18 protein-coding genes and 2 tRNA genes are annotated in these 22,894 nt (G+C 33.4%); 16 read left to right on the top strand and 4 right to left on the bottom strand.

Features of this window, described 5'->3' with window-relative positions:
- Window positions 1-276: 276 nt before the first annotated feature.
- The 6 genes from dnaA to IPN31_03870 all read left to right on the top strand — a co-directional run bounded on the left by dnaA (window position 277) and on the right by IPN31_03870 (window position 5,093).
- A complete protein-coding gene (gene dnaA, locus IPN31_03895; protein ID MBK8681043.1) occupies window positions 277-1,713 on the top strand; it encodes a chromosomal replication initiator protein DnaA in 1,437 nt (478 codons plus the stop codon).
- 169 nt (window positions 1,714-1,882) lie between these two features.
- Window positions 1,883-1,971 (top strand) — tRNA-Ser (locus IPN31_03890).
- A 47-nt stretch (window positions 1,972-2,018) separates the two neighbouring features.
- Window positions 2,019-2,093: transfer RNA gene (locus IPN31_03885), tRNA-Pro, on the top strand.
- 240 nt (window positions 2,094-2,333) lie between these two features.
- Window positions 2,334-2,567, top strand: a complete 234-nt coding sequence (locus IPN31_03880) for a T9SS type A sorting domain-containing protein (protein ID MBK8681042.1) — start codon at window positions 2,334-2,336, stop codon at window positions 2,565-2,567.
- A 29-nt stretch (window positions 2,568-2,596) separates the two neighbouring features.
- Complete coding sequence (locus tag IPN31_03875) at window positions 2,597-4,051, top strand: T9SS type A sorting domain-containing protein (protein ID MBK8681041.1); 1,455 nt, start codon at window positions 2,597-2,599, stop codon at window positions 4,049-4,051.
- 253 nt (window positions 4,052-4,304) lie between these two features.
- Window positions 4,305-5,093: an SDR family oxidoreductase gene (locus IPN31_03870; GenBank protein MBK8681040.1), complete on the top strand. Its 789-nt coding sequence runs from the start codon at window positions 4,305-4,307 to the stop codon at window positions 5,091-5,093.
- A gap of 36 nt (window positions 5,094-5,129) precedes the next feature.
- On the opposite strand, the gene IPN31_03865 is transcribed toward IPN31_03870, so the two are convergent.
- Window positions 5,130-5,987: a sterol desaturase family protein gene (locus IPN31_03865; protein ID MBK8681039.1), complete on the bottom strand. Its 858-nt coding sequence runs from the start codon at window positions 5,985-5,987 to the stop codon at window positions 5,130-5,132.
- A 394-nt stretch (window positions 5,988-6,381) separates the two neighbouring features.
- Here IPN31_03865 and IPN31_03860 point away from each other — a divergent pair, with 394 nt between their 5' ends.
- The 5 genes from IPN31_03860 (at window position 6,382) to IPN31_03840 (ending at window position 12,256) form a co-directional block, all read left to right on the top strand.
- Window positions 6,382-7,212: a hypothetical protein gene (locus IPN31_03860; GenBank protein ID MBK8681038.1), complete on the top strand. Its 831-nt coding sequence runs from the start codon at window positions 6,382-6,384 to the stop codon at window positions 7,210-7,212.
- On the top strand, window positions 7,212-8,225 hold the full coding sequence (locus tag IPN31_03855) for a S41 family peptidase (protein ID MBK8681037.1): 1,014 nt from the start codon (window positions 7,212-7,214) through the stop codon (window positions 8,223-8,225). The genes IPN31_03860 and IPN31_03855 overlap by 1 nt, the downstream gene beginning before the upstream one ends.
- 533 nt (window positions 8,226-8,758) lie before the next feature.
- Window positions 8,759-9,670 (top strand): T9SS type A sorting domain-containing protein, encoded by a 912-nt coding sequence (locus tag IPN31_03850; protein MBK8681036.1) that lies wholly within the window; start codon window positions 8,759-8,761, stop codon window positions 9,668-9,670.
- 662 nt (window positions 9,671-10,332) lie between these two features.
- A complete protein-coding gene (locus tag IPN31_03845; protein ID MBK8681035.1) occupies window positions 10,333-10,713 on the top strand; it encodes a hypothetical protein in 381 nt (126 codons plus the stop codon).
- A 55-nt stretch (window positions 10,714-10,768) separates the two neighbouring features.
- Window positions 10,769-12,256 (top strand): T9SS type A sorting domain-containing protein, encoded by a 1,488-nt coding sequence (locus tag IPN31_03840; protein MBK8681034.1) that lies wholly within the window; start codon window positions 10,769-10,771, stop codon window positions 12,254-12,256.
- 283 nt (window positions 12,257-12,539) lie between these two features.
- On the opposite strand, the gene IPN31_03835 is transcribed toward IPN31_03840, so the two are convergent.
- Window positions 12,540-13,274, bottom strand: a complete 735-nt coding sequence (locus tag IPN31_03835) for a DUF2807 domain-containing protein (protein ID MBK8681033.1) — start codon at window positions 13,272-13,274, stop codon at window positions 12,540-12,542.
- 103 nt (window positions 13,275-13,377) lie between these two features.
- On the opposite strand from IPN31_03835, the gene IPN31_03830 reads away from it, so the two are divergent.
- Window positions 13,378-14,916 carry a glycine--tRNA ligase gene (locus IPN31_03830; GenBank protein MBK8681032.1) on the top strand — a complete coding sequence of 513 codons (1,539 nt, stop codon included), beginning with the start codon at window positions 13,378-13,380 and terminating at the stop codon, window positions 14,914-14,916.
- A gap of 53 nt (window positions 14,917-14,969) precedes the next feature.
- Window positions 14,970-15,389 (top strand): hypothetical protein, encoded by a 420-nt coding sequence (locus tag IPN31_03825; protein MBK8681031.1) that lies wholly within the window; start codon window positions 14,970-14,972, stop codon window positions 15,387-15,389.
- 5 nt (window positions 15,390-15,394) lie between these two features.
- On the opposite strand, the gene IPN31_03820 is transcribed toward IPN31_03825, so the two are convergent.
- The gene (locus IPN31_03820) at window positions 15,395-15,973 is read right to left on the bottom strand and encodes a DUF2911 domain-containing protein (protein ID MBK8681030.1); all 579 of its coding nucleotides are present in this window, start codon (window positions 15,971-15,973) and stop codon (window positions 15,395-15,397) included.
- A gap of 365 nt (window positions 15,974-16,338) precedes the next feature.
- Window positions 16,339-18,294, bottom strand: a complete 1,956-nt coding sequence (locus IPN31_03815; GenBank protein ID MBK8681029.1) for an ABC-F family ATP-binding cassette domain-containing protein — start codon at window positions 18,292-18,294, stop codon at window positions 16,339-16,341.
- A gap of 123 nt (window positions 18,295-18,417) precedes the next feature.
- Here IPN31_03815 and IPN31_03810 point away from each other — a divergent pair, with 123 nt between their 5' ends.
- The 3 genes from IPN31_03810 (at window position 18,418) to IPN31_03800 (ending at window position 22,879) form a co-directional block, all read left to right on the top strand.
- Window positions 18,418-19,077: a DUF2461 domain-containing protein gene (locus IPN31_03810; GenBank protein MBK8681028.1), complete on the top strand. Its 660-nt coding sequence runs from the start codon at window positions 18,418-18,420 to the stop codon at window positions 19,075-19,077.
- Between the two features lie 72 nt (window positions 19,078-19,149).
- Complete coding sequence (locus IPN31_03805; GenBank protein ID MBK8681027.1) at window positions 19,150-21,009, top strand: gliding motility-associated C-terminal domain-containing protein; 1,860 nt, start codon at window positions 19,150-19,152, stop codon at window positions 21,007-21,009.
- A gap of 169 nt (window positions 21,010-21,178) precedes the next feature.
- Entirely contained in the window at window positions 21,179-22,879 is a 1,701-nt protein-coding gene (locus IPN31_03800; GenBank protein ID MBK8681026.1) for an OmpA family protein, read from the top strand.
- The last annotated feature ends 15 nt before the right edge of the window (window positions 22,880-22,894 follow it).

Below are 22,894 nucleotides of genomic sequence, written 5' to 3'. Positions count from 1 at the left end.
ATTAAATAATAAAAAAAAATAAATAGACAGGAGGAAATTTTATTGGCAATAATCCTGCCCATACAATTTAAATTTTTATTATCAAGTATTAAATTTTTTGAGAGTAACATTTAAAAAAAGAATTAAAAATATTTATGTTGAAAAATGGGATTTTTGAATACACTGTTATTGGTAGGAAAAATACAAGTGCAATTAAATTTTTTTTAAAAAAATTTTTTCAACAGTTTCGTATTTCCTTATTGTTAAAAATTTATTAAGCAGAGTTTAAAAGAGGAGATGAGCATCAAAAATCATAAATCAATATGGGATAGTTGTCTGAAAGTAATTAAGGACAATGTGAATACCCAAAGTTATAAAACATGGTTTGAACCCATAGAAGCCGTAAGCCTGGAAAGTGATGTATTGACGATACAAGTGCCGAGTCAGTTTTTTTACGAGTGGCTTGAGGAACATTATGTAACTTTATTAAGAAAAACAGTAAAACGTGAATTGGGAAGCGAAGCCCGTCTGGAATATCGAATTGTAGTAGAAAACAGTTCGGGAAGTAATTCGCCGTTCACAATTAATTATCCAAATTATAACACAGGAAATAATAAAAATCCTGAAGTAGCAGCACCTTTTGTAATGGGAAACGCAATTAAAAATCCTTTTGTAATACCGGGCCTTAAAAAGGTAAACATAGAATCAGGCCTGAATCCGAATTATAACTTCGATTCTTTTATTGAAGGTGATTGCAACCGCTTGTGTCGCAGCGCCGGATTTGCAGTTTCGCAAAAACCCGGAGGCACCGCTTTCAATCCATTGGTGATTTATGGTGGTGTGGGTTTAGGTAAAACGCATCTTGCACAATCCATCGGCAATGAAGTAAAACAAAACTTTCCGAACAAGACAGTTTTATATACAAATGCGGAGCGATTCACTAATCAGTTTATTGAATCATTGAAAAATAATTCAGTTAATGATTTCGTACATTTTTATCAATTGATTGATGTACTCATTATTGATGATATCCATTTCTTTGGCAACAAGGCAAAAACACAGGATATATTTTTCCATATCTTCAATCACCTGCATCAGGAAAACAAACAAATTATTTTAACAAGTGATAGGCCTCCGAGAGATTTGGAAGGAGTGGAAGAAAGATTGCTCTCCAGATTTAAATGGGGATTAAGTGCGGATTTACAACCACCGGATTTTGAAACACGAGTTGCTATTCTTGAAAAGAAAATGTATTCCGATGGAATTGAATTGCCAAAAGATGTAGTAGAGTTTGTAGCCTATAATATCACCAACAATATTCGTGAACTGGAAGGTGCATTAGTTTCTTTACTTGCGCAAGCTTCATTAAATAGAAAACAAATTGATTTAGATCTTGCAAAAAAGATTGTAAAGAATTTTGTAAAGAATATGAGCCGTGAGGTTTCCATTGATTTTATTCAGAAAGCAGTGTGCGATTATTTTGAAGTGCCGGTAGAAAAGTTGAAAGAGAAAACACGCAAGCGGGCAATTGTGCAGGCAAGACAACTGTCCATGTATTTATCAAAAGGCTTTACTAAGAATTCATTAAAATCTATTGGTAAACATTTTGGCGGACGAGATCACAGTACAGTAATACATTCCTGTCAGGCAATACAAAACTTGATGGATACAGATACGAAGTTTAAAGAAAGCGTGGAGGAGTTAACGAAGAAACTTCAAATGAGTATTTCATAAAACGAACTTTTACTCTTATAAAAGTCTCATATAAAAAATATGAGATTTTTTTATGGGGAATTGTTTGCAGAAGTTTGGCAGTACTTAAATGTATGTATTAACTTTGCCTGCCTTCACATAAAAAGGAAGGATAAATAAAAGGAAGTAGCAAGCCTTTTAAAATTAAACTGGTGAGGTGGGTGAGTGGCTGAAACTAACGGTTTGCTAAACCGTCGTACGTGTTAAAGCGTACCGAGGGTTCGAATCCCTCCCTCACCGCAGAAAATTGAAATGTTTTTTGCACTTGCAGTTCTTACAATATTTTTCGGGGTGTAGTTCAGCCCGGTTAGAATGCCTGCTTTGGGAGCAGGAGGTCGTAGGTTCGAATCCTGCCACCCCGACAACCGGTTATTTTCCTTTCTTTGGGATGAAACGCAGTTTGCTGATTTGATTGGTAAACATATTTTTCTATTCTCTTTTTCATCCACCTCCAATTCCTACCAATACAATTTTAATTGTTTTAAACAGTATTAAATCCCATTTAAAAATCCACCAATTTGATTGGATATTTATTATGTATTTGAATATGAGTTTACAAGCCTAAAATATATAGGTAAATACTAAATACAAATACAATTTATATGCTTTCACCAAATCCAACAGGCACATATTTTCTGATTACTAAAAATGAAGTGGATGCCGAAGAATATTCTGTTGATATAAAAGATGTATCAGGAAGAGTAATTTTACAAACTGATAACTATACATTTGGTAAATTGATAGACATTCGTAATGTAGCACAAGGCATTTATTTGGTAGTTATAAGTAAACCAAATGAAGTAATGTTTACACAAAAACTTGTAATTACCAAATAGGTATTTACATTAATTTAAATACAACTTTAATGAAACAAACTTTTCTAATAACCATAGCAGCTTTACTTAGCTGCTATGGTTTTACCCAAAACAGAGCTATCAATTGGGCTTTTGGCGACAGCGCAGGTTTGAATTTTGCAACGGAGCATCCAACACCTTTTTTAAGCAGTATTGTAATGTCTGAACCATGTGCAAGCATTTCTGATGAGGAAGGTAATTTATTATTTTATACAAATGGAAAAACAATATGGAATGCAGCGCATGAAATTATGTTAAATGGTAATTTTTTAGATTTAGGTGCCGGAACCTTATCGAGTACTACTCAAGCTGTAATAATTCTACCTGATCCTGGAGATTCAAACAAATATTATATTTTTCATCATGATTTTAATTACCTAAAATATACTATAGTTGATATGAGTTTTGAGGATGGATCAGGTTTAGTTACTACAAAAAATAATATAGCATCAGATATACCATTTACAGAAAAATTGCAGGCAGTGCGCCATGCAAACGGACGTGACTGGTGGCTAATGATTGAAACAATTACGGAAGTTGAAGAAGGATCACTTATTGATTCAATAAATTTCTATTCTTTTTTAATTAGTCCTTCGGGTATTTCAGAACCAATTCTACATGAAGGAACAATTCTAACAGACCAAGAAACATTAATTTCATTAGGTCAAATGAAATTTAATCAACAAGGCAACATGTTAGCTTGCACAAATGGCCGTTCAATTAATCTATATTATTTCGATAGATGTAGTGGTTATTTATCCCACTTTTATAATATAGACTCAATTTTTATTGGAAATAATAATGATCGGTTATATGGTTTAGAATTTTCTAATCAAGGTAACAAATTATATATTACTAAACCCGGTGAAGAAGGTAAAGGTTATTTGTATCAATACACATTGGACTCAATTTCAGATATTAAAAATACAGAGGTAATTATTTATAAAAATTTAGACACAGGTTTTCAAAAGTTATATTTGGATCAATTACAATTAGGTATTGATAATAAGATTTATTTAACTTCTGTAGGGCCTTCTTATCCTACATTTCTTTCTGTTATAAATGAACCAAACTTGGGTGGATTAGCATGTAACTTTGACACTTTAACTATAAGTACAGGCGGCAAAATTGTTAGATTAGGTCTCCCGAACATGCCCAACTATAACCTTGGTGTTATGGAAAAAAGTGGATGTGATACAATAGGCACCTCAGCAGTAAATAATATTAATAAAAATGCTATACAGTTATATCCAAACCCTGCACATAATTATATATATCTAAAACACGCACCACAGGGCATAGTGCAAATACATATAGCAGATATATATGGTAAAGAAGTGTTGTATTTTAATCAACAAAGCACAGATGTAATTAACATCAGTACATTACCATCGGGCTTATATTTCATAATTATAACACAAGAAAACGCAATGCTGATAACACAGAAATTGGTGGTGGAGAGATGAATAGATATTTAGTAGAACTTGGATATAATAGATCTTGATATTTCTTTCAAAAAAAATCATACATTGCTTTTTGATTTATCCTCATTTAATTATTCATTTCTACAGCAATAAAACGAAGCCAATTCAAATACGCTTTAATTAACATTAAGAAAGATTACTATTCCTGCAATATTATCTTCCTGAATCGTCAATGCATTTTCTATAAATTTTTATTGAAATAAATTCCTATTAAAAATCTAAATCAATTAATTAAATGTCAACAGCATTAATTACCGGAGCATCCGGCGGTATCGGCTTGGAAATAGCAAAGCTGCATGCATCTAGAAAAGGCAATCTTGTTTTGGTGGCTCGTAGTCAGGATAAGTTGCTTGCAATTAAAAATGATTTGGAGCAACAATTTTCAATTCAAGTTGAAGTAATTATAAAAGATTTAACTATGGAAAATGCAGCGCAGGAAATTTATGACTATTTAAAAAGTAAAAATATTGTAATTGATTATCTGATAAATAATGCGGGATTTGGAGAGTTTGGTTTATTTACTTCTACACCATGGGAAAAAGAGAAGAGCATGATGGATTTAAATATGATTGCGCTTACACATCTCACAAAATTATTTGCACTTGAAATGCAAACCAGAAGAAGCGGAAAGATTTTAAACATTGCATCCAATGCTGCTTTTCAACCGGGGCCTTCAATGGCTATTTATTATGCAACAAAAGCGTATGTATATTATTTCTCTTCTGCATTATATAATGAGTTGAAACCATTTCATGTTTCTGTTACTTCATCACATCCCGGACCTGTTGAAACCGGATTTATGGAAGCCAGCAATTTACATACAGGCAATACACGCTTATTAAAATATTATCCAATATTAAGTGCAGAATTTGTTGCGAAAGAAAGTTATAACGCAATGCTAAAAGGAAAGCGCATTGTTATTCCCGGATTCTTAAATAAAGTGAATGCATTTTTTTCTAAAATATTACCGTGGTCAATTGTGATACCGGTTACTCGATGGTTGCAAGGAAGCTCAAAGCCATAGCTATAGCCATAGCCATAGCTATAGATGACAAACATTCTATTTATACTTTTTAGAATCAACAAACTTTGACGTTGGCAATGGCTCATATTTTTTAAAAGGCATTGTAAGTAAATTACCGATTTGTTGACTGTCTTTTTCCTGCATTAATAAATCAATTCCATACTGCAAATTTTCATTGGGTTTTTCTACACTTGCAAATGTTTTAAATAGTCTGTCCCAAATAGAAAAAATATTTCCATAATTGGTATCCGTTAATGGTTGTAAATAATGATGATGCACTTTATGCATGTTAGGTGAAACTATTACCCAGCTTACTGCCTTATCCAACCAATGGGGTAAAGTAATATTCGCATGATTGAATTGTGAAAAAACAACAGATGCACTTTGATACATCATTACCAACCACATCGGCGCACCGGAAATTATTACAGCAAGTAAAGTAAACACCGCACGAAAAATACTTTCTATTGGATGATGTCTGTTGGCAGTGGTAGTGTCCACATGCATATCGCTGTGATGCACTATATGAAATTTCCACATCCATTTTACTTTGTGTTGAATTACATGAATTATATAAGCACCGATGAAATCCAATAATAATAAACCAGCAAAAATGAATATGATAACAGGCAGATTAAACACATATAATAAACCGATGTGATGTTCTGAAAAATAATCTGCTGTTAGCACGATGACAAAAGCAAACGGGAGATTTATTAATAAGGTAGTAATTGTTAGAAAAATATTTGTCAGCGCATGTCTCGGCTTTTTATAATTGAATTTGAACAGCGGAATTACAGACTCAATCAACCAAAAAAAAGTTAATCCCCCTGCAAGAATTAATGCACGATGTAAACTTGGAATAGTTTCGAAGTAATGTATTACCGTTTCCAACTTTTTATTTTACTACAAATTTATATTTATTATTAATCTGATTTGTTCTCGTTAAATTGGCTATTGGCGGTTGGCTATTAGCAGTTGGCAATTGGCAGTTGGCTATTAGCAGTTGGCAATTGGAAGTTGGATAGAAAAAAAGGGGAAAATGATTTAAACTATGTGCCTATGTGGTTATATTTTTTTACCCTATCGGTTTGGTGTCCTCACCAACCGAAACATATAATACAACTCCGATAGAAAAGCTCAGGCTAAATATTTTTTTTTCACATAGATACATAGAAAAAAATAACTTAAACTATGTGTCTATGTGGTTAATTTTTTTTTACACAGAGCCCAAATCACAATCTCGGATTAAGAGTTTTTTCCCAACTTTATACTTCATTTTCAAACTATGCAATTAAAAACTATTATAACTCTTCTTAGTATTTCCGCAATAGGTATTTGTAATGCACAGGATAGCCTGCATTATAAAAATACGTATCAGGTAAATTGGGGATTAAGCACACTCAACCGACAAGACATACTTATTTCACCATTTGCATTTAGCGATGTTTCAATAGGAAACTTTGGAATTAAATACAGACGAGATGCGAAATTGTGGCAAGAGTTTTCTCTCACTTATAATACTTTCAATACCATTAATGGTGAATCATTTGAATATTATAATTCAGATTCAACAATTGCAGAAACATATCCTTCCTATCATACTTATGTGAACCTCGATTATTATTTGGGAAAGGAATTATACAATACAGAAAAGATAAAATATTTAGCGGGTGGACGGTTCAGCAACAATATTGATGCTTCAAATATTAATTATGGACGCAATGGAGCATTTACATATTTTGCAAATTTCGGTATTGACATTTGGGGTGCAATGCAATATCAGTTTGACGAAAAAAATGGCGTATATCTGCGATTGGGATTACCCGTATTTTCCTGGGTAGCCAGATCGCCCTATTTATTAAATGACGATGAATTTATTGAGAATATCTCTTCGCATAAATCTCTGAATACTTTTTTCGCTTATCTGGCTGATGGAAATTTAGCAACATGGAATACCATTCAAAGTTTAGATTTACTGGCCGAGTACAATTATCATTTTTATGATCAATGGGTTGTTGGTTTTGCATATAAATTTAATTTCCTGCATTATTCTAAACCATTGCCATTAACTTCTTACGAAAACAGAATTACACTAACCATTAATTATAGCTTCTGATGAAAACAAGATATTTAATATTGATATTTTCTATTGCAATTCTTGGCTCTTCTTGTAATTTATTTTTTGAAGAAGAACCTGCTAATGATCCCGTATCTGTTTTTGAATTTATCTGGCAATCATTCGATGATAGTTATGCACCTTTTGATGAACGCCATGTAAATTGGGATAGCCTGTATCTTATTTATCGCCCGATGGTGAATGCAAATACGGATGATGATTCTTTGTATATTGTTATAACAAACATGCTCGCAGTACTTGATGATGGACATGTGCAAATGACAGTGCCCGGCAAAAAATATTTCTTCTCAAATCATATTTATAATTATCAAATTGATGATGCATTGTTTGATTTAAATGTGATTGAAAATAATTATCTCGACAATGGTTTTATAAAAGATGATAGTGAATATCCGGGTTTTGTATTTGGAACAATTAACAACGATATTACCTATGTAAATTTTGCTTACATCGCAGATAATTTAGATGTGATGAATGATGTGTTGGATAATTATGATACCAAAGGTTTAATCATTGATTTACGACATAATAGTGGTGGTGATTTCACATGGGCATTTTCGAATATGAATCGTTTAATTCAAAACCGCACATTAATATTTTCATCAAAAACAAAAAACGGAAAAGGAGAAAATGATTATACCGATTGGTATGATTGGTATATAGAACCACAAACACCTTATTACTCAAAAAAAGTAGTATTGCTTACAGATAGATATACGATAAGTGCTGGTGAACGCACTGCGATGATATTTAAAACAATGCCGAATGCAATTGTAATTGGTGATACTACGAACGGCGCACATTCTACAATGATTGGTCGTGATCTTGCGAATGGTTGGTATTATACATTGCCAACTCAAAAAGTAAAATTTGCAGATTGTATTTCGTATGAAGGTATTGGTGTAATTCCCGATATATATTTTAAAAATGAGTTATCGGATATAGAAAATGGAATAGATAGATGTTTGGAAAAAGCGATTGCGGAATTTTGATTTTGCAAAGGGCTATTAGCCGTTAGCTTTTGGCTATTGGCGAAAAAACTTAAACCATTGACAAAAAAATGTTTCAAGTTTCGTGTTTCGGGTTTCGTGTTACATGTTTCAAGTTTATTTTAATTTAGTTATCGTAATTATCCTTTCTTATCGTTTCTTTCGATTACATAGTTCATTAATTCGACGATAACACTTTTTTCAGTTCTACAATTCTACAATTCTACAGTTTTACGATTCTACAATTAAACACATTTGCACATCAATCACATTTGCACATTTTTTTCCAATTCCCCGATTCCCCGATTCCACTTTTTTCAGTTCTACAATTCTACAATTCTACGATTCTACACATTCTCACATTAACCCCATCAGCTAATCTGCTAAACATTTCATTTGCACATTTGCACATTTGCACATTAACCACATTTGCACATTTTTCCCCGATTACCCGATTACACTTTTTTTCAGTTCTACAATTCTACAAATACCTCCATCGCATTTGCCAATTCCACAATTACCATTATATTTGATACATGAAAACAAAATTCCCTTCTTTTTATAAATTATTTTTTATTTTTTTATTATTTACTGGAAGTGCGCAAGGATTTACACAAACACCGGAGTTTGCACCGGTGGGTGTGAAGTGGTGGTACTATTTTCACCAATATGGATTCCCACCCAATCAAGCAGTTTATACTCTGGAGGTTGAAAAAGATACTATTTTTTTAGGAGTTCCTTGCAAAAAGATAGTTGCAACTATCTTTAATGGTTCCACTCCTATTTCAGATCAAGCATTTTATATGTATCAATTAAACGATACAATTTTTGCTTCAGTCGAAGACAGCTTCAGTATAGTTTATATTTTGAAACCTGAACCTAATGATAGTTGGGTTATGAGTGTTACAAATTTTTATTATGGTGAAATAGCTCCAATGAATCCAACTACAGTTTATGTTGATTCAATTAGTTATTTTACATTCTTTGATGTAGAATTTCAAGTAAGTCATATTCATATGGAGGATTGGTTGAGTTTATGTGTTGCAGATTCCATTGTTGAATTGTATGGAAATCCAAACTATCTCCTCCCAAGATATTGTGATCTTCCAGATTTATCCGAACCACTTGGTATAAAATGCTTTTATCATCCTGTATATGGATTATTGAATTTTGATGGAGGTGAATGTGATTTTATTTTAGAAATAGAAAATAGTGAAATTAATTACAATATTTATTATGATATTTTAAGCGCACAAATAAAAATCTCAATAAATAATTCAGAACCTATAATCCAATTTACTCTTTATGATCTAAATGGTAAATTTTTACAAGGAGGAATAAATTGTTATACTGGACTAAATATTCCGATGTATGAATATCCAAAGGGTATTTATTTGTTACATATTAAAACTAAAAGTAATTCTTCTATTTATAAATTTTTAAAATAATTTTTTATGAAAACATACTTAATCTTAACTATTATATTATTATTATCAAGAGGCCTTCTTGCGCAAATTAATTGCCTAACGGAATCTAACAATACTACCGCCGGCTCTCTTCCGTCCTAGCCGAGTCACTGGAACAGGACTCGGCGTATAATAATTGATAAACTCTATTTATTAGTTTTATAATCATGAGTACTAAAGTAAAACAAGTTAATACGGGCACTACATATTTCTGCACTTTTACGAATTTCGTCTCAGCCGAGTCACTGGAACAGGACTCGGCGTATAATAAATGATAAACTCTATTTATTAGTTTTATAATCATGAGTACTAAAGTAAAACAAGTTAATACGGGCACTACATTTCTGCACTTTTACTTTCGTCCAGCCGAGTCACTGGAACAGGACTCGGCGTATAATAAATTATAAACTCTATTTATTAGTTTTATAATCATGAGTACTAAAGTAAAACAAGTTAATACGGGCACTACATATTTCTGCACTTTTACGAATTATAATTGGCTACATCTATTTGAGATAACAAATTTTTATACTCGGATTTATAAATGGTTTGATTTCCTTATTGCAAAAGGATGCCATTTATTTGGCTACGCCCCGATAGCTATCGGGGTGCCAAACCACTGTCATATAATTTTATATTTGCCGGTGGAAAGTGTAATCATTCAAAAAGTAATAGGGGAAGGAAAACGTTTTATGGCATATCAAATCGTAAAAATTCTAAAGGGGCAGAACAATTTTAAAATACTTCAGGAAATGACAAATGGTGTAACCTCATCAGAATTAAAAAACAATGTAATACACAAAGTATTTGAAGATTCATTTGATTGTAAAGAATGTTATTCTTCAGAATTTATTCAACAAAAATTGCAGTACATACATAATAACCCTATAAAAGATAAATGGAAATTAGCGAACTTGCCTGAAGAGTATTTACATTCATCCGCAAAGTATTATTTTACCGGTGAAAAAGGAATATATCCAGTTACACATTATCTTGAATTTTATGATATACCATTGGCAAAATAGAAATAAGAACGCCGAGTCCTTTTCAAGTGACTCGGCTGGTACCTCAGAGAATAAGATGCATTTTAATAAATACATCTGTTCTGTATTGATTTTATTTCTGTTTTTCACAAATCAAATACAAGCGCAAGCTACATTTAATAAAACCATAGATTTTAGTAATGGAGATGATGTGGGGTTTGGTATTGTAAAATTAAATGATGGATATATTTTAATTGGGAACGGATGGGGTTACGAAATTGGAGAATATTTTGATGAAAAAATTAAATATGCAAAAATTGATTTTGAAGGGAATTTGCTATGGCAAAAGGTTTTGGGAAGTGTTGATTCGCAATACTATTCTTATTTTATAGCTGGTCAATTATTAACTGATGGGAATATTGTATTTGCAGGTTCTAAAGCAGCAGATGGTTTGTCAAATGTGTTGTTAGTCAAGTTTAATCCCAATACCGGAGATACCATTTTTACCAAAACTTATTTTAGCGAACAATGGCAAACAGGTATGCAGGTATTTGAATTCAGCAATGGTGATTTGCTTTTGTTTTGTGCAGGAGGCGCTTCAGTATTTTACCGCACTATCTTAAAGAAAACAGATGCAGATGGAAATTTGCTTTGGAGTAAACTGATTGGTGATTTTGGTGAGTATAATTCAACTGTAATGGGGCCTATTGACTCTGAAAATATCTTTTATTTACTCCATGCTTTTATAGACTGCCCTACACCAATATATGAAATAAGAAAGTTTGATTCTGCGGGTACAATATTAAGTGAAGAAATTCATGAAGGTGGATGTTTTACAAATGGAATAAAATCAATTGTAGGTGGATATTATGGAGGTGGTATAAACAAACCCGATTATCCTTATAACTCTTTGGTTTTCCGTTTAGATGATTCAGATGAATTACTTTGGATTTTCAATTCTACGTATGATATAGACACTATTTATGATAATTTTCTACAGCTTTCCGTTGGGTTTGAATATCCCAATGGTGATTTACTTGTCATTGGTTATCTGGCAACAGAACCCGTAGGAGATTATCATGGCTATATAGCAAGGGTGGATATAAATGGAAATGCGATTTGGGAACACAGATATCTTTCACCCGGCGGCTTAGGTCAGGATAATCGTATTCATGATATAGAACTCACCGATGCCGGAGGTATTATTATAGCAGGTGCTGCGTATGGAGAAGTGTATGAAGAAGATCAGAATTTTTGGGTAATGCAGTTGGATAGTGTGGGTTGCTTAGTGCCGGGTTGTGATAGTTTAGATGTAAGTATTTTACCCATGCCCTTCAATAATGATTTTATAGTATTTCCAAATCCGGCAAATGAATATTGTGTTATTCAAACAGGTACACCATTAAAATCCAATACAAGCATTGAACTGTTTTCAACCAATGGCGCACTCATAAAAACATATCAAATAAATGCAGGAAATATCTCAGCTACTCTAACCCTTGAAAATATTCCGGCGGGCATGTATTTTATAAAAGTGCAGAATGAGGATGATGTAAATGTTGTGTTGAAATTGATGGTGGAATGATTAAAAAAACTTAGACCATTGACTTAGGACATTGATAAAAAAAGTTTTGGGTTTCGGGTTTCAAGTTTCGGGTTAAAAAAACTCATCACTGATTAAAGGGCTATTTGTTGGTTTTTTAAAAAAATAAATTTTTTTTTTTTTTTTTTAAAAAAGGTTTTTGGGTTTTGTGTTTTGTTTTTGGGGTTAAAGACTCATTACTCTTTTTTTACTCACTACTCACTCACCTCTCACCACTCACTACTCTCCACTCACCACTCACTACTCACTCACTACTCACCACTCACTACTTCGCCTGCACCTTTCCTGAACCGGAAATACTGGTATTTACTTTTGGGCTTCCACCATAATATACATTTCCACTTCCTGAAATATTTACTTCCAAAGTATTTTGTGCTGTTATATATGTATTACCACTTCCTGATATTGAAATCTCAGCGCTATTAGCAATAAGTGTTTCACATTTAAAATTTCCAGATCCGGAAATTTCAAAATCTACTTCATTTGCTCTTCCGCTAAACATCATTTCGCCACTGCCGGCAATACTTGCATCTAACTCATCAGCATTTACATCAATAGCAATTGTGCCCGATCCGGAAATTTCAAAATCCATATCCTTTGCACCACCAAATGTTCCGTTACATTTTATTGTGCTGGAACCTGCGGCTTCAATTTCATATAATTCAGGTACAGTAATTTCAATAATTACTTTTCCCATATTATAATTTTTATTTCCGTTATTATCAATTTCAATTTTCAGTGTCTTATCTTTTACTTCAGTTTTTATATGTTTAACATCCTCATCACTACCCATAATTTTTATTGGTGTTTGTGCTCCCTGATTAATTTTTATTTCAAAACCACCGGATACTTTTATTTCATCAAAAGGGGCTACAAGTCGGTTTTCATCAGCCAATGATTTATCAGTTGTGGTTTTTTTATTTAAACTAAAAGAGAAGATCACGATTACTAAGGCAATAATACCTGTCATCGTTAAAAAATTACCCGGAAAGTTTTTCATATTACATGTATTTATAAATCCAAAGTAAGCACTTAAAAAGAGATTTAAAAAATAAGAGCGTTAAAATTTGTTATGCATGCTCTGCTATCTTTGCAAGATGCAAATAAATGATGCGGATAAATTCAAGAAAGTAATCAGTCATGCGAAAGAGTATGGATATATTTTCCAAAGCAGTGAAATTTATGATGGCTTAAGTGCTGTTTATGATTACGGTCCTTATGGTGTAATGCTGAAAAATAATATCAAAGAATATTGGTGGAAAGCAATGGTGCAGATGCATGAAAATATTGTGGGTTTGGATACTGCAATTCTGATGCATCCCACTACATGGAAAGCATCCGGACATGTGGATGCATTTAATGATCCGCTGATTGATAATAAAGATTCAAAGAAAAGATATCGTGCTGATAATTTAGTGGAAGATTATATTGCGAAGCAAGAAGATAAAATAAAAAAGGAAGTTGAAAAAGCAGCTAAACGATTTGGTGAAAGTTTTGATGAAGCGATGTTTATTTCTACGAATCCAAGAATATTAGAAATTGCAGAGCGAAAAAAAAATGTTGCTGACAGGCTCGCTAATGCAATGCGTGAAAATAATCTGGAAGAACTGAAACAAATAATTATTGATTGCGAAATAGCAGATCCCGAATCCGGTTCACGCAACTGGACAGATGTGCGTCAATTCAATTTAATGTTCAGCACAAAAATGGGAAGTGTTGCACAGGATGCGGATACAATTTATTTACGTCCGGAAACTGCACAGGGAATTTTTGTAAATTTTTTAAATGTGCAGAAAACTACTCGTCAAAAAATTCCTTTTGGTATTGCACAAATTGGTAAAGCATTTAGAAATGAAATTGTTGCACGACAATTTATTTTTCGTATGCGTGAATTTGAACAAATGGAAATGCAGTTTTTTGTAAGACCGGGTGAAGAAATGCAATGGTATGAGTACTGGAAAAATAATCGCATGCAATGGCATCTTGCTTTGGGAACAGATAAGACAATGTTGAAATTTAAGAATCATGAAAATCTTGCGCATTATGCAAATGCTGCCGTGGATATAGAATTTCAATATCCCTTTGGATTTAAAGAATTAGAAGGAATTCACAGCAGAACGGATTATGATCTGCGTCGTCATCAGGAATTTTCAGGAAAGAAATTGCAGTTTTTTGATCCGGAATTAAATCAAAGTTATATTCCGTATGTAGTAGAAACTTCTATTGGTTGCGACCGCATGTTTCTTGCGATGTTATGTAATGCATATCAGGAAGAAGCGGTGAAAGATGATGTGCGCACTGTATTAAAACTACCCGCCTCATTAGCACCAATAAAAGTTGCAGTATTACCATTAATGAAAAAAGATGGATTAGCGGAAAAAGCAATGGAAATTTTCAATACATTAAAGTATTATCATCTGTGTCAATACGATGAAAAAGATTCAATCGGAAAACGTTATCGCCGGCAAGATGCAATCGGCACACCATATTGTATCACTGTTGATCATCAAACATTAGAAGATAATACAGTAACAATTCGTGAACGGGATAGTATGCAACAAGAAAGAATTAGTATTGATGAAGTACAAAAAGTAGTTTCCGAAAAAGTGGATATCAATCAAATTTTAAAAACACTTAAGTAGTAGAAAAATTTTTCTGTAATAGCTGTCGTAAATCAGCAATAACAATTTAATAAATGGATTTCATCAAACACATAACATGGAATTCTTTAGCAAGTGCAATTCTATATTTTGCATTGTTTTTATTTGTTGTATCCTGCGAGAAAGATCCTGATGGAAAACCATTTCCGAATAATGATAATAACAACAGAGCAATTGAAGTAACGCTGCATCATGTATTTGATACCATTTTATTTACTGATAGTTTAATTGCGAATGTTGAAGTAAAAATTTACAGCAGTTACGATCAGTTTATAACAGATGGTCCTGCCGATGCAATTCGATACAGTGATTCAACAGGTGTAGCATTATTCGAATATCGCAGTGCAGATTATTACTGGATAAAATGTTTTCATCCCGCACATGGATTTATAACCGATAGTGTCAGCACACCATCGCACACAGTTGCCTTTGTACAATTGTATTATTACTTCTGAAACAATTATTTCTCCGGGATATTTGTAAACTCAAATTGTAGAGTAAGTTTTTCCCAGGATAAGTGAATTATTCCACCATCACCTACTGCATTCGGAGAAACATTAAAAGTGAGATTTTCTGCAAATGCATCTGTCATTACCGGTGTAACAGTAAAGCGAAGAGCATCGTCTGTTTCATTATATTTAAATGCACCCCATTGCTTTTCATCCAGATTAAAAATAATTGTCCAATCTGTTGCAGTTGGGATTGCAAAAAAAGCGTAAGTATCTTTTTTCAATAATTGTCCATTAATCATCACATCCTGAGTAAAGGAAATAGTGGTTGCTTCATTAGCGCCTGCACGCCAAACTTCATTATACGGAACCAGCTCGCCCCAAATTGTTCTGTCTTTCACTCTTGGTGATCCGTAATTAATTGTAACTATATTTTCTCCGATAGTTGCTGTAGCAGTTTCCGCCGGACTCACTCTGTTTTCTTTTTCACCAGTTTCTGTATTATTTTTTTTATCACCTGCTTTCTGTGAATCGCTGCAAGAAGTGATGGCTAATACAGCAACTAAAACTATAATATTGAATATACGCATTGTAATTTTTTTATTTTGGTAAAGGTAGGTATAACGCCTCATTTTATTAAAGTGAAGAATTGCATTTAAGGATTAATTAACTTTGATATCTATGAAAGAAGAAGAGCAATCACCGTTTGACAAAATGTCCAACAAAACACTTATGCTTTTTGGATTGGTTGCAATAGTAATTGTTATTGTAATTAATTTATTCTCACGTTTTTAAAGTTTAATGCGACGGGTGATACCGTACAGTATTACAACACTTACCAGCACACCAATACTAAACCATAGATATAATTTGATTATCAGCAGATAAATCAGAATTATAATAATTAAGATGATGAGAAATAAAATGCCAACCTGTATCCAGTCGCCATTATTCATTATAAATCAGGATTTTCAGATTTAAAATTTTCGAGAGAGTTCACATGTAATTCCCATTCAGTCATTACAGTTGCTAATTGTTTTTTCAATGCATTGTAATTATCAAAAACGGTGGTATTGCCTTGTTGTTCTTTATAAAAATCCGGTTCACGCAATTGCTCTTCAATTGTGGCTATTTTTTTTTCAAGATCGGAAATTTTTTCTTCTGATAATTGTACATCTCTCTCAAATTTCTTTAGCTCTTTTGTTTTATTTTTTTTTTCAAATTGATTTTCTTTCGGAGCAACAGGAATTTTCACTGCTTCTGTTTTTTTTGCAGCCACTTTTATTTCAAGTTCTTGTAGACTCTCTATTTTTTTTGCATCCAGATAATCGTAGATGTCACCAACAAATTCAGTTATTTTCTTATTGTTAAATTCAAATACACGATTGGTAAGTCCCTGTAAAAAATCTCTGTCGTGCGAAACTAAAATTACAGTGCCTTCAAAAGTGTTTAATGCATTTTTCAATACATCTTTAGAGCGCATATCTAAGTGATTTGTCGGCTCATCCAGAATTAAAAGATTTTGTGCATCCAGCAATAATTTACATAAAGCAAGACGTGATTTTTCACCACCACTCAGCACTTTTACTTTTTTATAAATAGCATCTCCACTAAATAGAAAGGTACCTAACAGACTGCGAATCTTTGTCCGTATATCGCCGGTTGCTGATTTATCAATAATATCAAAAACTGTTTCATCTCCATCTAAAGAATCCGCCTGATTTTGTGCGTAATAACCGGTAACTACATTACTTCCAATCACCATTTCGCCTTCGTAGGATTCTCTGTTTGCAATGATGCGGGATAGGGTGGATTTACCCTCACCGTTTTTTCCAACAAATGCAATTTTATCACCTCTTTCAATAGTAATAGAAATATCTTCTAATATATTTTTTACATCGTATTTCTTAGTAAGATGACTGATTTCAATTACTTTTTTTACTGATCTTGGTGGTTGAGGAAATCTGAATTTTATACTCGCAGTTTCTTCATCATCTACTTCGGTCATCTCCATTTTATCTAACTTGTTAATCAGCGATTGTGCAAACTTTGCTTTTGATGCTTTGTATCTGAATTTTTCAATTAACTGTTCAGTTTGCTCCACATATTTTTCCTGATTTTTTAAAGTATTGCGTTGTTGATCAATACGCTCTTTTCTCAATTCAGTAAATCGGGTATAAGCCACCGGATAATCATAAATCTTTTTATTTACTATTTCAATTGTTCTATTCGTTACGTTATCTAAAAACTTGCGATCGTGAGAAACAATAATTACAGAATCGGGATAAGCAGATAAATAATTTTCCAGCCATTGAATACTTTCAATATCCAAGTGATTTGTAGGTTCATCTAATAAAATAAGCGCAGGTTTACGTAATAAAATTTTAGCAAGTTCAATACGCATTTGCCAGCCACCGCTAAACTCTTCAACAGGACGGCTTAAATCATTGCGGTCAAACCCTAAACCTTTAAGTACTGTCTCCACTTGCTTCTCAACAGTAGCTACATCCATCACTTCAAAATGATGATGCAGTTCATTCAATTCATCCAACAGATCATTATAAATTTTACCGGTGTAATCAGTTTCGATTGTTAGTTGTTCGTTTATTTCTTCAATGCGTTGTTCAATTTGCAATGCTTCATTAAATGCAGAAGCAGCTTCCTCATAAACACTGCGCCCTTTCATAGCGGCAATTTCTTGTTGTAAGAATCCTAAAGTGGCACCTTGTGGTATTACTACATTGCCCGAATCATACTCCTGCAGTCCTGTAAGAATGCGCAGTATTGTAGATTTTCCTGCACCGTTTCTTCCTACTAACCCTATTCTGTCGCCGGGTTTCATAGCCATTGAAATGCTATCTATTATTACTTGTCCGCCAAATTGAAGCGATAAATTTTGTATTGAAATCACGTCGCAAAGATAGAAGGATGCACGTTAATACTTTTAATAAGATATTTTTCTTTGGTAAATAATTAATTGATGATTACTAAATTTGAGTGGATACATTATTCATTAAAGAATCTTTCTTAAGCAATGATTTCAAAAAATATATTTAGCTTTTTAAAAGCACTATCAGAAAATAATAACAGAGAATGGTTTGAAAAACATAAACCGGAGTATCAGATTATTCAAGCACAATTTAAAGAATTTTTAGAGGAATTAGTAATTGAAATGTCGAAGTTTGATGACACACTACAGGATGTAGATGTATCCAAAGCAATCTTTAGAATTTACAGAGATGTAAGATTTTCAAAAGATAAAACACCTTATAAAACAAATATGGGTGCATGGATAAATAAAGGCGGGAAGAACAGTATTAATGCAGGATATTATTTGCAAATACAGCCGGGAGGAAATTCTTTTGCCGCAGCAGGATCTTATTTTCCCGATGCATCGAATTTAAAAAAGTTGCGACAAGAAATTGACTATAATTCTATTGCTTTCAAGAAAATTTTGAATGTAAAAAAATTAAAAGAAACATTTGGCGAATTATCTGATTTTAAATTGAAAACAATTCCAAAAAGCTATGATCCCACCAATCCGATGATTGAATATCTAAAGCAAAAAAGTTTTATTGTTACCAAACAATTAAAAGATAGTGAGATTTCTAAACCTGATTTTATTCGATCTCTTTCTGATATTTATAAAACTGCTCAGCCGTTGGTTCAGTTTCTAAACAATGCATTAGACTGAGTTAAAATGGAAGCAATCTGACAAATGGTTTTTCAAAAATGTTAACTTTATCATTCAGAAATTTTTGAAAAGATGTATGGTAAGTTCATTTTTTTATTCGTTGTTATATTATTAAGCTATTCAACCTTTGCCCAATCCATAATCGTGCATCAGGATACGGTTATATGTAGCGGCGACCCGGTTACACTTTATGCTGAAGTTGATGGAGTATTAGGTACATTAACTTATGAGGTAGAAGAAATTCCATTTGCTCCCGAACCTATTGGAGGTACAAGTATGACTATGGTAGATGATACTTATCTGGGTGGTTATGATATAGGTTTTGATTTTTGCTTTTTCGGCGAAGTGTATGATGAGGTTTATATCTGCTCTAATGGATGGATAAGTTTTGTAGTGCCCGGAGCAGGTTGGAGTACGAACTGGACTCCAGATGGGACGATTCCAGACAACGCTATGAATGTTCCAAAAGCTGCAGTAATGCCTGCTTGGACGGATTGGCATACAGGATTATGTGCTAATTGTATTCATCGGGAGCTTCTAGGCACTGCACCTTACCGCAGATTTGTAATCACCTATGAAGAAGTACCACTTTTTTCTTGTACCGGTTTTGAGGGTACTTTTCAAATAATATTATATGAATCCACGAATGTTGTAGAACATCACCTTACTGATGTGGATGTTTGTGGAGCATGGGATCTTGGAATTTCTACAGAAGGAATTCATAATGCAGATGGCACTGAAGCATACACTGTACCCGATAGAAATGCTGAAGACTGGTCAGCAACCGACAACAGTTGGAGATTTAAACCCGACCAGATTACATGGTATGAACTTCCTTCAGCAACAGTAATTGGTTATGGTGATTCTATAGTTGTAAATCCTGATGTTACCACTTCCTATTATGCAGAAGTAAGTTTTTGTGATGGAGGTACACTATCTGACACAGTTGAAATTGGAATAAGCACTCCATATGATGTTGTTTATCTGGGCCATGAAATTACCTGCCATGGAGAAAGTGATGGTTGGTTAAGCCTAACTGTAACCGGGAATTCTAATCCTGTTACGTTTACATGGAGTACAGGAGCATCAACAGATAGTATTGGTGGATTAGGACCTGGAACATATTCTGTTATTGTGGAGGAAGAAGGTGGATGTAAAATAACTTTAGAATTTGAACTAACTGATCCACCATTATTGGAATTAGGAATTGCAGATACACAGAATATAACTTGTTTTGAAGGTACTGATGGTGAAATACTCTTAGATGCTAGCGGTGGTGTACCTCCTTATATATTTTTTCTGGATGGTAATGTCTATACCGATAGTCTTTTTATAAATCTTTCTGCCGGCAATTATATTTTCACAGTAAAAGATCAAAGAGGCTGTTGGGATACTTTGGAAATTGAATTAACTCAACCACCTGAAGTTATTGTGGATGCAGGTAATAATCTGATTATTCCTTACGGAGGATTAACACAAATAAATGCAAGCACCGATGCTGCCACTCCTTATAATATAGTTTGGACACCTACAATTGGTTTAAGCTGTACTGATTGCATAAACCCAATCGCATCACCTTTGCAAAACACCAGTTATCTATTATCAGTCATAGATCCAAATGGATGTATAGGTTTCGATGTAATGGATTTAATAGTAGAACTAGATCTTATTTTGCCCAATGTATTTACACCAAATGGAGATGGAATGAATGATAACTTTCATGTTTCCATGGATTTTATTGAGTCCGGAACTATGGATATATATGACAGATGGGGAGCATTGATACTATCTACAAGTGAAATAACAAGAGGCTGGGACGGGACAAAAAATGGAGCAACTCAAGAAATTGACTCCTATATATATATTATAAATGTAATAACAACCTCCGGTGTACAAATAGAAAAATCAGGTACAATTACATTATTGAGATAGTAATCAAACCTTTGAGGTTAAAGGTTTTCAAAAACGTTGCATCATAGTGTGTAAAATCTTGTTCATTTTCTTGTTTGAAAGAGTTTTAGCGCTTAGTTTTGTTTCGCTTGCAAATAAAAAATGTTTAATTCAGTCTTAAAAGTGAATTAATCTTATTGAAAGTGCTTGCATGGCTTATAGTTTAAAGCTACTTTTGCGAACAATTATTTATAAGAAAAAAATCAATACAAAAATGCAAATCATGGTTACCCGTAAATTTATCATTGCAGCATTGCTACTTATAAGTGGCTCTGCTTTTGCTCAGATCGAGCCTGTTATTAATGAAGAGTGGATCCCTGACAGCCGTATGGAACAGCACGAGCAGTTTGTTGCAGGGGATTATGCCTTTCCGGCAAAACCACGCAACCAGTGGAATATCGGAATCGCCTTAGGCGTACCACAATTAAATGGAGACGTGAGAACTGATCCATTTGGAAGCAGCCACAGCCCAGCTTGGGGTGCAGGTTTAAACATCCGCAAAGGTTTAGGATATGTAACTTCTATTAGATTACATGCCAGCTATAACACAGCCTATGGTATGGATTACGAAGATTCAGGTATTAGCGAAAATAAAACACTAAATGGTGCTTTTGCAAGCCAAGATCCAGGTACTAATTATTCAGATGGTGCAGATTATTCAACTCTACCTTGGGTTAGTAATTACAAAACCACCATTATTCATGGTTCATTTGATGTAATGTTCAATTTGAATAATGTGAATTTTCATAACGCCACTCCTAAATTCTTACTTTATGGATTTGGTGGTCTAGGCTTATTCGTTTATGAAACTCAGATGGATGCTAAAGATGCCAATGGTGCGGAATATGATTTCGTTACTATTATTGGTGATAATCCTTTATCCAACGATGATGGAAAAAGCAATCGCCTTGATAATTTACATGCTGCTTTAGATGGCGATTATGAAACTCAAGCTGAGGTTGCCAATCCAGTAACTTGGGGAGAAGGTACGCAAGTAGTAAACCCAAGCTTTTCTGTAGGTGCTGGTATTTCCTGGAAATTAGGCCGTGCAGTTGAATTAGGTTTAGAACATAGAATGAGTTATTTCTTCGATGATCTTGCTGATGGTCAAAGAGCTGGTGGTGCAAATGATATGTATCACTTCAGTACAATTAATCTTGGATTTAACTTAGGAAGTAAATCTCAGCAACCACTTTGGGAAGTGAATCCTTTGAATTTTGTTTATAATAAATTAAATGAAATAGATCCTGCTAATTTATTAGCTGATGCAGATGATGATGGCGTAATTGATTATTTAGATCGTGAGCCTAACACACCTGCAGGAACACCTGTTGATACTCATGGTGTTTCTCTTGATAGCGATAAAGATGGTTGTATTGACAGTGAAGATCCAGAACCATTCTCTACTCCTAACTTAGCTATTGAAAATTGTCAGAACATTCACATGACTGATGAAAGAGTAAATGAATTAATTGATGCAAGATTTGCTAAGCAACCTGCAGCAGCTACTAACTGGTATTTACCAATGATATTCTTTGATTTGGATAAATCCAAGATTCGTCCTGATGCAGTTCCTCAATTAGTTTATGTTGCTGATATCATGGCTCAGTATCCTAAAATGAAAGTTGAATTAGTTGGACATGCCGACTCTCGTGGAAGTGAATCATACAACTTAAAACTTTCTGAAGAACGTGCTAAAGCCGCTCTTGATTATTTATCAACTGTAAAGAAGATTGATCAAAGCAGATTTATTATGAAGTATGAAGGTGAAAGTAATAACCTTATACCTAATGCTCGTCAGGAAGCAGAACATCAAACAAACCGTCGTGTGGAATTCCACATTTCGAAATAATATAATTACATGATT

Source organism: Bacteroidota bacterium (genome assembly GCA_016715425.1).
GTDB lineage: Bacteria > Bacteroidota > Bacteroidia > Chitinophagales > BACL12 > JADKAC01.
The sequence above is the reverse complement of the archived record's forward strand: the minus strand, read 5'-3'. Positions and strand labels throughout refer to the sequence as shown.